The organism is Roseateles oligotrophus (assembly GCF_025717515.1).
In the GTDB taxonomy this organism is placed as follows: domain Bacteria; phylum Pseudomonadota; class Gammaproteobacteria; order Burkholderiales; family Burkholderiaceae_C; genus Paucibacter_A; species Paucibacter_A oligotrophus.
The window spans coordinates 1-13711 of record NZ_JAJIRN010000006.1 but is presented as its reverse complement, the minus strand read 5'-3'; the positions used below and the strand labels follow the sequence as shown (position 1 = coordinate 13711).

The window sequence follows — 13711 nt, the reverse complement described above, 5'->3', positions numbered from 1 at the left end:
GCGATGGGAAAAACGACCATTCTTTGCGTTGACGATGACAGCACCGTGCTGACCGCGCTGCGCTCCTTGCTGAGCAAGCATGCAGGCGCAGCCGCCACCATCGAGATTGCCGAAAGCGGCGAAGAGGCCTTGGAGATTGCCGACGATCTGAAGAAGGACGGTCACGCGCTGGCCGTCGTGATCGCCGACTACATCATGCCTGGCATGAAAGGTGACGAGTTGCTGGTGCGCCTGCATGAGCGCTTGCCGGATACCGTCAAGATCATGTTGACCGGGCAGAGCGACTTGAACGGCGTCAGGCGCGCGATCAACGAGGCGCAGCTTTATCGTTTTCTGGAAAAGCCCTTCAATAATGCCGACCTGGTGATGACCGTCAACAGCGCCGCCGGCGCCTATGGGCAGGCAAAGCAGACCGCCGAGGAGATCGCGCAGTTGCGCGCCGAGACCCTGGCCCTGAGTGAGCGACTGGCGCGCTGCGACTGCCCCGATCTGAAGGACTGAGCGCTGGTTGGCCGGGGCATGGGCCGGTCATGGGCTGATCTGGCACACTCCCGCCTCAATTCCAGTCGAAAGCGCCGCTCATGTCTCAGCCCAGTTCCTCATCAAAAACAGCCATCGTCATCGGAGGTGGCCCGGCCGGCCTGATGGCGGCCGAGCGGCTGCGGGCGGCCGGCATCGAAGTCGATCTGTATGACGCGATGGCCTCGGTCGGGCGCAAATTTCTGCTGGCGGGCAAGGGCGGGCTGAACCTCACCCACTCCGAGGACCGCCCCTTGTTTGATTCGCGCTTCGCCGAGCGCAGTAGTTCGGTGGCGGCTTGGTTGGATCAATTGGATGGACCGGGCCTGCGCGCCTGGGCCGCCGAGTTGGGGGTGGATACCTTTGTCGGTAGCTCCGGCCGGGTCTTCCCGAGTTCGATGAAGGCCGCGCCTTTGTTGCGAGCCTGGTTGCACCGGCTGCGTGAGTCCGGCGTGCGCTTTCATATGCGCAAGCGCTGGTTGGGCTGGGCCGACGACGGCGGCTTGCGTTTCGCCAGCACATCCAGCGGTGAAGCCGGTGAGCTGACCGTCAAGGCCGATGTGGTGGTGCTGGCCTTGGGCGGCGCCTCCTGGCCGCAGCTCGGCTCCAATGGCGCTTGGGCTCCGTTGCTGGCGCAGCGGGGTGTCGATGTCGCGCCACTGCGTGCGGCCAATTGCGGCTTCGAGTTGGGGCCCCGGCAAGACCCGACCCTGGCGCAAGCCGTCGCGCCCATCGGTTGGAGCGAGCTCTTCACCGCGCGCTTCGCCGGCCTGCCGGTCAAGCCGGTGGCGCTGCATTTTGAGGGCCAGACCGGGCGAAAGTTCTCACGCCAAGGCGAGTTTGTCATCACCGAGGACGGCATCGAAGGCTCGCTGGTCTATGCGGCCAGCGCGCTGTTGCGCGAAGAGATTGCCGAGTTCGGTCAGGCCTTGATTCACCTCGACCTGCTACCCGACCGCAGCGTTGATTTCGTCGCCGCCGAGGTGGCACGCCCGCGCGGGCCGCGCTCGCTGTCCACCCACCTGAAGAGCCGGCTGGGCATCGAGGGCCTGAAGGCCGGTCTGCTGCGCGAGGTCTTGAACAAGGAACAGTACGGCGATCCGGCCACCTTGGCCGCGACGCTGAAGCGCTTGCCGCTGCGTCTGGTGGCGGCGCGGCCGGTGGCCGAGGCGATCAGCACGGCCGGCGGCGTGCGTCTGGAGGCGCTGAGCCCAGAACTGATGCTTGAGAAACTGCCGGGCTTGTTCTGCGCCGGCGAGATGCTGGACTGGGAAGCGCCGACAGGCGGCTATCTGCTGACTGCCAGCATGGCCAGCGGGCGGGTTGCCGGTGACGGCGCGGCGGCTTGGCTGAAGGCTCGCAGCGCCGGGTGACGCCTTAGAACAGGTAGGTGTAGACCACGCCGCCGCCGAGGCTGTTGGCCTTGCGGGTCAGCGGGCTGTCCTTGGCATCGCTCTGCAAGGCGCGGGCCGACAACGCGCCGGTGACGGCCATGCGCTGGTCGATCGCGTAGGTCAGCGACAGGTTGGCGCGCACATCACGCAGGCCGGCGCCGGGCGTGTAGACGGCATGACCGCTGCGCGCGGACTGCGCCGCCGTAACGCCGAAGTTCGTCTGCATATAGTCCGCATTGACCAGCGTGATAGCCGCACCCGCGCCGATGCGCCATTGCGGAGCCAGCATCGTGGAGTAGACGGCACCCAAGTCGAGCTGCATGTCTTTTCTGTCATTGCCCGCGCCATAGCGCAGCGACGAAGTCAACACAAAGCTCTGAGTCAGGTTGTAGTTGACGAAGCCGCCGAATTCGGGGCGAATCTTGATGTCACCCATACCGTTCAAGTTGGCGGACAGGTCTTCATCGCGGCCGAAATCGGCCGTGACCCGCAGGCCGTAGCTGACGTTGGCCTGCTTGGAAAAATTGATGCCCAGGCCGTTGCCGGTGCCGGCGAAGAAGCCGTTGCTCCATTGGTAGTCGATCACCGGGACGGGCAAGACGCGGGTTTCTTTGGCGCCCAGGTATTTTTGCCCGCCAAAGACGGCCAGGCCCAAGGCACCGCCGTCACGGTCAGGAATGGCACCATAAATGCGGGCGGCGTCAAAGGCTTGGGCGGAGGCAGTTTGGCCGGCGAGGGCCAAGCCACTCAGCAAGGCGATATTCAGCAGGGCGCGGGTGCTAGGTGTCATGAGAAATCTCTCTGTGTATTGGGCAAGGAATTCGGGATCAAAGCACGCAGATCGGTCTGCGCGACAGGGCCGCACTATGCCAGCTACACATGAACCCAGCCAAAGGTCAGGGTATTCGACCGGGCTGAGTGGGCGCATGGCCCCTCAGCCCTTCAACCCTCTCCCATCGTCGCATTCGGCAACAAGGGCAAGCTTCGCACCGCCTGCCCGGTGAGTTTGAGCAGCGCGCCGGCCAAGGCCGGTGCAAAGCTTGGCACGCCCAGCTCGCCCACACCGCCGATGGCCTGGGCGCGGTCCAGCGTCGTCGGGCTCGGGATCAAGGTGACGGCGACGGTGGGCATCTGCTGCAGCCGGATCATCGGGTTGGTGTTGAAGTTCTTGCGCTGCGCCGCGCCGTTCACAAAGGTCTGCTGGCCGTACAGCGTCGCGTTGATCGCGTGCACCACGCCGCCGATCAGCTGGGCTTCGACGTTACGCGGGTTGACGGTGAGGTAGCAGTCGCAGGCCAGCCAGACGCGGCTCAGTTTGAAGTTGCTGAGGCTGCTGCCGGTGATCTCGACCACCATCGCCACAATCGTGTTGAAGGCCGTGCCTATGGCCACGCCGCGCGCGGTACCTGTCTTCGGCGCGCTGCTCCAGCCGCTGGCGCCGGCCACTGCGTCGAGCACCGCAAGCCAGCGCGGGTCGGTCAGCCGGGCGCGGCGGAATTGCAGCGCGTCCTGACCGGCCAACTGCGCCAACTCGTTGATCGCCGACTCCACCGCGAAGGTGTTGATCGATGCGCCCACCGAGCGCCAAAACCCGACCGGGATAGGCGCGGGATGACTGACCCACTCGACCCGTCGCGCGCCAAAGGCGTAGGGCAAGCCTTGCGCGGCTTCATAGCCCTGGCTGTCGCCCTTGGGCCCAAGTACGCTGCCGCGCTGACCAAGGATAGAGGGCGAGACATTGCGGTAGATCCAACTCGCCACCGCATTGCCGGGGTCGAGCGCGGCGCGCACCTGCACGGCGGCCATGGGGCGGTATTGGTCGTGGCTGAAGTCTTCCTCGCGGGGGTAGAAGAGCTGCACCGGCCGACCCAGGGCCATGCCGAGTTGCACCGCCTGGGCGATGAAGTCCACCTCGGCCTTGCGCCCCAGCCCACCGCCCAGCAAGGTGGTGTGGATGTGCACGGCGCTCTCGGGCAGACCGGTCAGCAGCATGGTGATGGCCAGCGCGTTGCGGGCGGATTGCGTGGGGGCGTAGACATCGCAGCGCTGCCCGGCAACATAGTCCACCGTGCAGTTCAGCACCTCCATGCAGGCATGCGCCACGTAGGGCAGGGTGTAGGTTGCGTCCAGGCGCTTGACGTCGGTGCGGGTCAGCGCCGCATCGGGGTCGGCGGTGCTGGCCTCGACCGTGTAGCAGGTGCCCGGCGAGTTGGCGGCTCCGGCGACATAGGCGGGGGCGCTTTTCAGCAAGGCCTTGGCGTCGGCCAGAATTTGGGTGCTGTTGAGCGCGGCGGCGTTGGCGGGCATGGTCCATTTGACGCTCAGGCCACGGGCCAAGCGCATCGCATCCCAGCTGGTGCTGGCCACGACCGCCACCGCATTGATATTGCCGGCAAGGTCGGCGCCGCGCGCGGTGCCGGCGGCCACCGCCAGCGGCAGCACCGCGATGGCTGCCGCGGGCTTGGTCGGCGTTGCGGCCAGCTTGCCGCCAAAGGTCGGGCAATGTTTGACCGCCGCGAACACCTGGCCGGGCAGGCGCACATCCAGGCCGTAACGGGCGCTGCCGTCCACCTTGCTCGGAATGTCTTGTCGCTCCATCGCTTGACCGATCCAACGCAGCTGCGCGCCGGGCACCAGCGGCGCGCTGGCGGGCGGGGTGAGCAGGGCGGCGGCGGGGGCCAGCTGGCCGTAGGAGTAACGCGCGCCGCTGCTGTGGCTGACGATGCCGTCCAGCACCGAGTAGTTGCTGCGGGCGGGGTCCCCATGGCTATTCATGGCCGCCTGCACCAGCGTCTCGCGGGCAATGGCGCCGGCGTCGCGCAGGCGCCAGAAGTTGTTGCGCGTGACGCCGGAGCCGACCGTGTTGATGGCTGCACCCACGGGCGCCGGGTTGACCATGGTGGGGCCGCCCTGCGCGATGCGCACGCGGGTCGGGTTGACCATCAGGTCCTCGGCCAGGATCTGTGCCAAGCCCTGTACCGAGCCTTGGCCCATGTCGGAGGCGCCGACGGTGAGGGTGATGCTGTCGTCGGCGGCGATGCGCAGCCAGGTGTTGACCTGGGTGGTTGCTTGAGTGCTTGGCGCAGCGGCACGGGCCTCGCGGCCATCAAGCTGGAAGCCCAGGGTGAAGGCGACGGTGGAGGCAAGAAACTCACGGCGTTGAAGTTGGCTGCTCATGATGATTCCTGACTAGAGAGTGGTCACAGCGCTCTTGATGCGCTGGTAGGTGCCGCAGACACAGACATTGCTGAGCTCCGAGGCGATCGAGCTCCCGTGGTGCCCGGCCTGCATCGCGCAGGCGGTGGCCATCAACATGCCTGACTGGCAATAGCCGCATTGCGGCACTTGGTGGGCGATCCAGGCCTTTTGCGCCGGATGGCTGCGATCGGGCGAAAGGCCCTCGATGGTGACGATGCGTTTGCCAACCGCCGAGGAGACGTCCATATCGCAGGACTTCTGCGGCTCGCCGTTGACCATCACGGTGCAGGCGCCGCAGACCTCGATGCCGCAGCCGTATTTGGTACCGGTGAGGTTGAGGACATCGCGCAGCACCCACAACAGGGGCATGTCGGCGGCGCTGACGTTGACCGGGCGGTCCACGCCATTGACGTTGAGGGTGTAGCTAGGCATGAGAAGCTCCTTTGGCTGACCATTTGATGAAATGCACAAATTGCGCATTTCACTTTGCGCGCTTAGAATTGATCTGTCAAATGGAAAAACGCAATGAGTTGTTACTGCGGGCCCTTGAGGCTGTGTTGCTGCCGCTCACGCGCCTTTGCGTGGCGCAGGGCCTGGCCTATGACCGGGCCGAGGAGGCGCTCAAGCAGGCCTTTGTCGATGCCGCTCGCGAGGCCAAGCGCGCCGCCGGCGGCGTGGGGGCGCGCGACGTGAGCCAGGTCGCGACGGCCACGGGCCTGAGTCGGCGCGAGGTGGCGAGGCTGAGTGCCGCGCCGGATGTGAACGCGGCGGCCAAGCCCTCGGCCGTCAACCAGCTTTATCTGCGCTGGAGCACGGCCAAGAAGTTGCGCGACGAAACCGGCCAGCCGCGCGCAATGCCACGCAACGGCAAAGCGCCGAGCTTTGAAGCCTTGGCTCAGTCCATCACCCGCCACGTGCATCCACGCAGCCTGCTCGACGAGATGCTGCGCCTCGGGATGGCGCGCCTGAGCGAGGACGGCCTGACCGTGCACCTGGAGCCCGACCGTTATGTGCCCGAGAAGGACGACGCCCAGATGTTCGGTTTTCTCGGCGCCAACGTCGGCGACCATCTCGCAGCGGCCAGCGCCAACGTCATCCACCGCGACCGGCGGCACTTCGAGCAAGCCATCTTTGCCGATGAACTCAGCGAGCCCACGGCGGCCGCGATTCGAGAAATTGCGGCTCAGCAATGGCAACGCGTGTTGGCCGAGGTGGTGCCCGAGTTGGAGCGCCGCGTGGCCGAGGATCAAGCCGCAGGCCGCAGCGGGACGCACCGCGCTCGCCTGGGCCTTTTTACGTTCAACGAACCAGAGAATGACCATGAAGCCAAGCCCTGAGTTGAATCCATCCCGGCGCCATCTGTTGTTAGCACTCGCCGGAGGCGCTGCGTTGTCGGCCTGCGGCGGGGGCGGCAGCGATGAAGCCTTGATCGAGCAGCCCACCAGCCATCCGCTGGGCATAGGCGCGGGTGGCACCGGCATCGTGCGGGGCAGCTTTTTGAGTGCGGCGGTCAATGCGGTCGGGCCGATCAACGTGGGCGGTGTGCAACTGGCGACCGGCGGCGCACTGCTGTCGGACGGCGACGGGCAGAGCTTGCGCGAGAACGAGATCGAGCCCGGCATGACGGCACGGGTGCGGGCGGGGCAGATCATCACCGTGGCGGGCCGCAAGCTGGCGTTGGCGCAGTCGCTGGTGGTCGACACCCAGCTGCGCGGCGTGCCGACCTGGCTCGATGCCCAGACCGCGATTATTCTGGGCCAGCGGGTCAAGCTGCCGCCTTCGATACCCGGCCTCAGCGGCATTGGCGCGGGCGGCACCGGCCGTAATTTGAGGGTCTGGGGGCAGCTCGATTTGGCCCGCTCCGAGGTCGTGGCCTCGCGCGTCGCGCTGGCCCGGCCGGGCGACACCGACATGCTGCGCGGGCTGCTTTCTGGCATCGACCGTGCTGCCGGCACCGTACAGGTCGGCAGTTTGCAAGCCTACGCGGCCGATGCGGCCTTGCTGCCTGCGGGGCTTGAGCTTGGGGCGGTGGTGCGGCTGGTGGTGGGGGCTGCGCGTACCGACGGCAGCTTGGCGCTGCTGGCGCTGCGCGAGGACGCGGTGCACCCACCCGAAGGCTCAAGGGTCGAGTTGGCCGGGCGTGTCACGCAATTCAGCAGTGCGCAACGCTTTGCGCTCGACGGCGTGGCGGTCGATGCTTCGCAGGCTTTGTTCGAGGGTCTGGCAAACCTTGCTGCGGGTGCCGAAGCCTCGGTGTCGGGTCGGATGATTGGCGGGGTACTGGTGGCTAGCGAGGTGCATGCGCAAGCGGCCGAGCCGCTGGAGTTCAGCGGCCGCATCGACGCGCTTGATGTCTTGCGTCAGACCATCAGCGTGGGCGGAATGCTGCTGCATTGGAGCAGCGCCACGCGCTTTGTAAGCAGCTCGGCCAAGGACTTGCGCGTGGGACGACAACTGGCCGGTCTGGCCCGTTGGGTGCCCGGTCAAGCAGCCCTTGAAGCCAGCCGGCTCAGCGTGGAGAAGTGAGCGGCCTCGCGCGGGAGAGCGCTTGGCCGCTTCAAGGCCAAATCCGGCCTGTGGCAAACTGCGCGGCTCTGTGTTTTTGAGCAAGCCCCGACGTTTTGGACAAGATCCTGCTTCAAATTGCCGCCGAACTGAAAGTTCGCCCGGCCCAAGTCAACGCAGCCGTGGAGCTGCTCGATGGTGGCGCCACCGTGCCCTTTATCGCCCGCTACCGCAAGGAAGTGACCGATGGCCTGGATGACAGCCAGTTGCGCGACCTGGAGGCTAGGTTGGCCTATCTGCGTGAGCTGGAAGATCGCCGCGCCGCCGTGCTCAAGAGCATCGAGGAGCAGGGCAAGCTGACGCCGGAGCTGCGCGCCAAGATCGACGCCGCGCCGACCAAGCAGGAGCTCGAAGACCTCTACCTGCCCTACAAACAAAAGCGCCGCACCAAGGGCATGATTGCCCGCGAAGCCGGCCTGGAGCCGCTGGCCGACAAGCTGTTTGCCGATCCGAACCTGGACCCGCAAGCCGAGGCCGGCGCCTTCATCAACGCCGACGCCGGTTTTGCCGACGCGTTTGCGGTGCTGGACGGTGTGCGCGATCTGCTCAGCGAGCGCTGGGCCGAAGATGCGGTCTTGATCGGCAAGCTGCGCGAATGGCTGTGGGCCGAGGGTCTGTTCCGGTCCAAGCTGATGGAAGGCAAGGACGAGAACAACCCGGATATCTCCAAATTCCGCGATTACTTTGATTACGACGAGCCGATCCGCACCGTGCCTTCGCACCGGGCGCTGGCCGTTTTCCGGGGCCGCACGCTGGAGTTTTTGGACGCCAAGCTGGCACTGGACGAGGAGGTCGTGGCCGGCAAGCCTGGCCTGGCCGAAGGCCGCATCGCCCGCCATCTGGGCTGGACCATGGGCACAAGGCCGGGCGATGCGCTGATCCGCAAGACCGTCGCCTGGACCTGGAAGGTCAAGCTGTCGATGAGCTTGGAGCGCGACCTGTTTGCGCGCCTGCGCGAGTCGGCCGAGAACGTCGCGATCAAGGTGTTCGCCGAGAACCTGCGCGACCTGCTCTTGGCCGCACCGGCCGGCAAACGCGTGGTGATGGGCCTGGACCCCGGTATACGCACGGGCGTCAAGGTCGCGGTGGTCAGCGACACCGGCCGCGTGCTCGACACGGCGGTGATTTATCCGCATGAGCCGCGCAAGGATTGGGACGGTTCCATCCATGCGCTGGGGCGTTTGTGCGCGACGCATGGCGTCAACCTGATCGCGATCGGCAATGGCACGGCCAGCCGCGAAACCGACAAACTGGCCGGCGACTTGATCAAGCGCCTGCAGCAGATGGCGCCGGATGTGGCGATCGAGAAGATGGTCGTCAGCGAGGCCGGCGCGTCGATCTATTCGGCCTCCGAGTTCGCGTCCAAAGAGCTGCCTGATATGGACGTGACGCTGCGCGGTGCGGTCTCGATCGCTCGGCGTTTGCAGGATCCGCTGGCCGAGTTGGTCAAGATCGACCCCAAGAGCATCGGCGTCGGCCAGTACCAGCATGACGTCAACCAAAGCGAGCTGGCCAAGATGCTGGACACGGTGGTGGAAGACTGCGTGAACTCGGTCGGCGTCGACCTGAACACGGCCTCGGCGCCGCTGCTGTCGCGCGTGTCGGGTCTGTCGGCCAATGTCGCCTCGTCCATCGTGCGCTGGCGCGATGCCAATGGCGCGTTCAAGAACCGCAAGCAGTTGCTCGACGTGGCGGGCCTCGGGCCCAAGACCTTCGAGCAATCGGCCGGTTTCTTGCGCATCAGGGGCGGCGAGAATCCGCTCGATTTCTCCGGCGTGCACCCGGAAACCTATGGTCTGGTGGAGCGCATTCTGAAGACCGTCGGCCGACCTGCCGCCGAAGTGATGGGTAAGAGCGACGTCATCCGCACATTGAGGCCGGAGGCCTTTGCCGACGAGAAATTCGGCGCCATCACGGTCAAGGACATTCTGGCCGAGCTGGAAAAGCCCGGCCGCGACCCACGCCCCGACTTCAAGGTGGCGCGCTTCAATGAGGGCGTTGAGGACATCAAGGATCTGGTCGAGGGCATGGTCTTGGAGGGCACGGTCTCCAACGTCGCGCAGTTCGGCGCCTTCATCGATCTGGGCGTGCACCAGGACGGTTTGGTACATGTCAGCCAGTTGTCGAACAAATTCGTCACCGATGCGCGCGAGGTGGTCAAGACCGGCGACATCGTCAAGGTGCGCGTGCAAGAGGTGGACATTGCCCGCAAACGCATTTCGCTGACGATGAAGCTGGATGCGCCGGTGCAGCGCGGTGGGTCAAAGCCCGACAACAGCTACCGTCCTGCGGCACGCAATGAGCGCAGCGGTGGCGGCGGTGGTGGAGGTCGTGGCCCCGCCCCGGCGGCGGCTCCGGCAGGTGGCGCGATGGCTGCGGCCTTTGCCAACTTGGCGAAACTCAAGGGCGGCGCTTCGTAAATCGCCCCCTTGATTCGGTGCTTGATCGCTTGCCCGCTGCATTCGCAGCCCAGGCAGGCTAAGGTGTCGCACCTGTTGTGCAATTTCCGGAGTTCCGTTTGACATCTTTTTCAATGCGTGCCGTGCCTGCGGCCTGTGCGGCGCTGGTTTTGTTGGCCTGCCAGACGCTGGTTTTGGCGCAGGATATTCCCGCCGGCATAGGCGATACCCCGGCGCGGCCGCAGCAGGGCAGCCGCTTGGAACGGGTGGAGCTGAGTTCGCGCCAGCAATCCGACACGGATCTGCGTCGCAAGTCGGCGGTCGCCAAGCAGATCTACGGCCGCGAGGAGATGGACAAGTACGGCGACACCAATGTGTCCGATGTGTTGAAGCGCCTGCCCGGCGTGTCGGTGCAGGACGGCGCACCGCGCATGCGCGGCCTGGGGGCCGGCTACACGCTGATCCTAATCAACGGTGACCCGGCGCCGCCCGGCTTCGCCTTGGATCAACTCAGCCCCTCGCAGGTCGAGCGCATCGAGGTCACCAAGGGCCCGACCGCCGACCAGAGCGCGCAGGCGGTGGCCGGTGCGATCAACATCATCTTGAAAGATGCGCCGCGCGTGTCGCAGCGCGATCTGCGGCTGGGGGTGGGCTATAGCATCGAGCGGCCGACGCCGAATGCCAATTTCACCTTGGGCGAAACGCTGGGCCCTTTGGCGCTTTCGCTGCCGATTTCGGTGTTTGAGTGGCGCAACCAGAACAGCTTCACGACCGAGCGCTATGTGCAGGGCAATGATCAGTTGCAAGCTGCGCGCGGGATTCAGCAAGCCGAGCAGCCCAACTGGGGTCATGGTTTCAACATCGCGCCGCGTGTCAACTGGAAGATCAGCGATGACGAAACGGCGTCGCTGCAGACCTTTGCGCAAAAAGGCTATTGGAACAACAAGACCGAGTACAGCGAAACGGTGATTTCGGGCCGGCCCAATTTCGACGACGACAGCGCGAGCCATGGCACTTGGCAGAATCTGCGCGGCAATCTGCAGTGGATCAACCGCTTCAACGATGCACAGCGCTTGGAACTCAAAGCCGGCGTGCAGGACTCCAAAGGCACCTTTAATAGCGAGGCCTTCCGTAATGGCAAGGTGCAGCGGCAGACGGTCGGCAACAACCAGGATCGCAGCTTCACGCAGGCCGGCAAGTTTGGGCAGCTGCTGGGTGATGATCACAGCATCACGGTGGGTTGGGATTTGGAATGGCGCAAACGCGATGAGCTTCGCACTGTGACAGAAAACGGCGGGTCGCAACTGCCGCAGTACGACGGCCAGACTTTCTCTGCCACTATCCAACGTCAAGCCTTGTTTGTTCAGGACGAATGGGAACTCTCCAAGCAATGGTCAACCTATCTCGGCCTGCGCGCCGAGCGCATTGCGACCGAGAGTCGGGGCAGTGACAAATTGGTGCGCAACACCAGCCAAGTGGTGACGCCGCTGTGGCATTTGAATTACAAGTTAGACCCCAAGGGCCGCGACCTGATTCGCGCCAGCTTGACTCGCAGCTACAAAGCGCCGGATATGAATGCGCTGTTAGCAAGGCCCAGTTTGAGCGTGTTGCCAAATTCGAAACAGACGCCCGACCGAGTGGGCAACCCCGACCTCAGGCCCGAATTGGCGACAGGCTTGGATATTGCGTTCGAGAAGTATCTGGCCGGCGGTGGGATGTATAGCGTCGGACTTTTTCATCGCAGCATTGATGACTTGATCCGCAGCACGCCGACATTGCGGGCCGTTGAATGGGCTTCGGAGCCACGCTGGGTGATGCAGCCGATCAATTATTCCAAGGCGCAGACCAGCGGCTTGGAACTGGAAATCAAAGGCCGCGCGGGAGAGTTACTGCCCTCGGTGTTCGATCCCAAGCTGGCCTTGAATCTGCGCGGCTCGCTGAGTTTTTATCGCTCGAATGTTGATGTCGTACCAGGCCCGAACAACCGCCTGGATGGGCAGCAGCCTTGGTCCGGTAATGTTGGCTTTGATTACCGCTTGAGCAGCCTGCCGCTGACGACCGGTGTCAGTTTTTCCGTGATGCCGGGCTACACCACGCAGCAGACCGAGTCGACATCGTTGGAGCAGACGCGCACGCGGGCGCTGGATGTGTTTGCGCAATGGGCGTTCAGCAAGTCCTTGTCGCTGCGCTTGTCGGCGAATAACTTGCTGCCTTTGGACACGCAGCAGACGTCCATGGTGGGCATGGGCTATGGCAGCACGACCGACCGGGTCGCGCGCACCAGCTTCGGCGCGGCTTTGGAGATCAAGCTCTGAGTTATTGATGACGATGCAGGCTTTACAAATCTTCGCCGGCCCGCGCGCCCGTGCGCGCTTGGCCGAGCGCGGCCTGCGCCCGGACGACGTGCGCGTGGTGCCGGCTGCCGCCGGTGGCCCCAAGGGTCTGATTCTGGGTCCGCTGGATCAGTTCATCTTCGGAGACTGGTTGGCACGCAGCAGCCAAGAAGTGCATTTGTTAGGGGCCTCGATCGGCGCTTGGCGCATGGTGACCGCTTGTTTGGGGCGTAACGCGCAGCAAACGGCGGCCGAGTTCGAGCGTCTTTCCCGCGACTACATCCATCAGCATTACGACAGCCCGGCCGGCAAGATGCCGAACGCCGCCGAGGTGACGCGTGGCTTTGCGGCCAAGTTGGACGAGGTCTTCGGGGGACGCGAGGCGCAGGTGCTGAGTCACCCTCGCTACCGGCCGCATATTTTTACCTCGCGTGGTCGTTACCTGTTGGCGAGAGAGGGCAGGTTGCGCACGCCGCTGGGCTATACCGGCGCCTTCATGGCTAATCTGCTCGGCCGTCGCCTGATGGGCGGCAGTTTGGAGCGGGTCGTGTTTTCGCCTCCGGGGGCCGAGTTGCCAATGCCGCTGCATGATTACCGCAGCCGCCAAGTCGCGCTGACGCCGCAGAACTTTCAGGCCGCTTTGTTGGCCAGTTGCTCGATCCCGTTCTGGCTGCAGGCGGTGCATGATATTCCCGGCGCACCGCGCGGTGCTTACTGGGACGGCGGCATCACCGACTACCACTTGCATCTGAACTACGCTGAAATGCTAGGGGAAGGCTTGGTTCTGTATCCGCATTTTCAGCGTCAGGTCATTCCGGGTTGGCTGGATAAATCGCTGAAGCGCCGTCATCGGTCCAGCGCTTTTCTCGATAACGTGGTCTTGCTGGCGCCGCATCCGGATTGGATCAAGACGCTGCCGCGCGGCAAGCTGCCTGACCGGGCCGACTTTCAGCATCACGGTGACGATGTGGGCGCGCGCGCGGCCGACTGGCTGCGCGCCGTCGCCGAGAGTCAACGTCTGCGTGATGAATTTGCCGCCGCTTGCGAGCAGCCCAGCATTGCGGCGCTGGCGCTGTAAGGGATGGCCTGAATAACTCAAGCTGAAGTTTGCTAGCGAGTTCAAACCGGCCTGCATTGCGGAAGTCACACCAGTTTTCCAGCAAACATCACGGGCGCCGACCGTATTTGGGCGTCCGCCGACCCCTTTCGAGGCAGTAACGCCAATTTCAGGCGCATTCATGCGCCGAATCCCATCAGTTGGCGCCGCGCCATCCAAAGGTTGGACAGCGCAAACAGCGTCATC

10 protein-coding genes are annotated in these 13711 nt (G+C 64.7%); 7 read left to right on the top strand and 3 right to left on the bottom strand.

Annotation, left to right across the window (positions count from 1 at the left end):
• Positions 1–3: 3 nt before the first annotated feature.
• Positions 4–501 carry a response regulator gene (locus tag LNV07_RS13480; RefSeq protein WP_263571688.1) on the top strand — a complete coding sequence of 166 codons (498 nt, stop codon included), beginning with the start codon at positions 4–6 and terminating at the stop codon, positions 499–501.
• 80 nt (positions 502–581) lie between these two features.
• Positions 582–1892, top strand: a complete 1311-nt coding sequence (locus tag LNV07_RS13475; RefSeq protein ID WP_263571687.1) for a BaiN/RdsA family NAD(P)/FAD-dependent oxidoreductase — start codon at positions 582–584, stop codon at positions 1890–1892.
• A 4-nt stretch (positions 1893–1896) separates the two neighbouring features.
• Here the strand turns inward: LNV07_RS13475 and LNV07_RS13470 are convergent, their stop codons facing one another.
• The 3 genes from LNV07_RS13470 to LNV07_RS13460 all read right to left on the bottom strand — a co-directional run bounded on the left by LNV07_RS13470 (position 1897) and on the right by LNV07_RS13460 (position 5543).
• A complete protein-coding gene (locus LNV07_RS13470; protein WP_263571686.1) occupies positions 1897–2703 on the bottom strand; it encodes a MipA/OmpV family protein in 807 nt (268 codons plus the stop codon).
• Between the two features lie 152 nt (positions 2704–2855).
• Positions 2856–5090, bottom strand: a complete 2235-nt coding sequence (locus tag LNV07_RS13465) for a xanthine dehydrogenase family protein molybdopterin-binding subunit (protein WP_263571685.1) — start codon at positions 5088–5090, stop codon at positions 2856–2858.
• 12 nt (positions 5091–5102) lie between these two features.
• Positions 5103–5543 carry a (2Fe-2S)-binding protein gene (locus LNV07_RS13460; RefSeq protein WP_263571684.1) on the bottom strand — a complete coding sequence of 147 codons (441 nt, stop codon included), beginning with the start codon at positions 5541–5543 and terminating at the stop codon, positions 5103–5105.
• Positions 5544–5623: 80 nt separating this feature from the next.
• On the opposite strand from LNV07_RS13460, the gene LNV07_RS13455 reads away from it, so the two are divergent.
• The 5 genes from LNV07_RS13455 to LNV07_RS13435 all read left to right on the top strand — a co-directional run bounded on the left by LNV07_RS13455 (position 5624) and on the right by LNV07_RS13435 (position 13486).
• On the top strand, positions 5624–6448 hold the full coding sequence (locus LNV07_RS13455; RefSeq protein WP_263571683.1) for a DUF6502 family protein: 825 nt from the start codon (positions 5624–5626) through the stop codon (positions 6446–6448).
• Complete coding sequence (locus LNV07_RS13450) at positions 6432–7637, top strand: DUF5666 domain-containing protein (RefSeq protein ID WP_263571682.1); 1206 nt, start codon at positions 6432–6434, stop codon at positions 7635–7637. Before LNV07_RS13455 ends, LNV07_RS13450 begins: the two co-directional genes overlap by 17 nt.
• 95 nt (positions 7638–7732) lie before the next feature.
• Positions 7733–10096, top strand: coding sequence for a Tex family protein (locus LNV07_RS13445; protein WP_263571681.1), 2364 nt, complete (start codon positions 7733–7735; stop codon positions 10094–10096).
• A gap of 98 nt (positions 10097–10194) precedes the next feature.
• Positions 10195–12390 carry a TonB-dependent receptor plug domain-containing protein gene (locus LNV07_RS13440; RefSeq protein WP_263571680.1) on the top strand — a complete coding sequence of 732 codons (2196 nt, stop codon included), beginning with the start codon at positions 10195–10197 and terminating at the stop codon, positions 12388–12390.
• Positions 12391–12403: 13 nt separating this feature from the next.
• Positions 12404–13486: a patatin-like phospholipase family protein gene (locus tag LNV07_RS13435; protein WP_263571679.1), complete on the top strand. Its 1083-nt coding sequence runs from the start codon at positions 12404–12406 to the stop codon at positions 13484–13486.
• Positions 13487–13711: the final 225 nt, after the last annotated feature.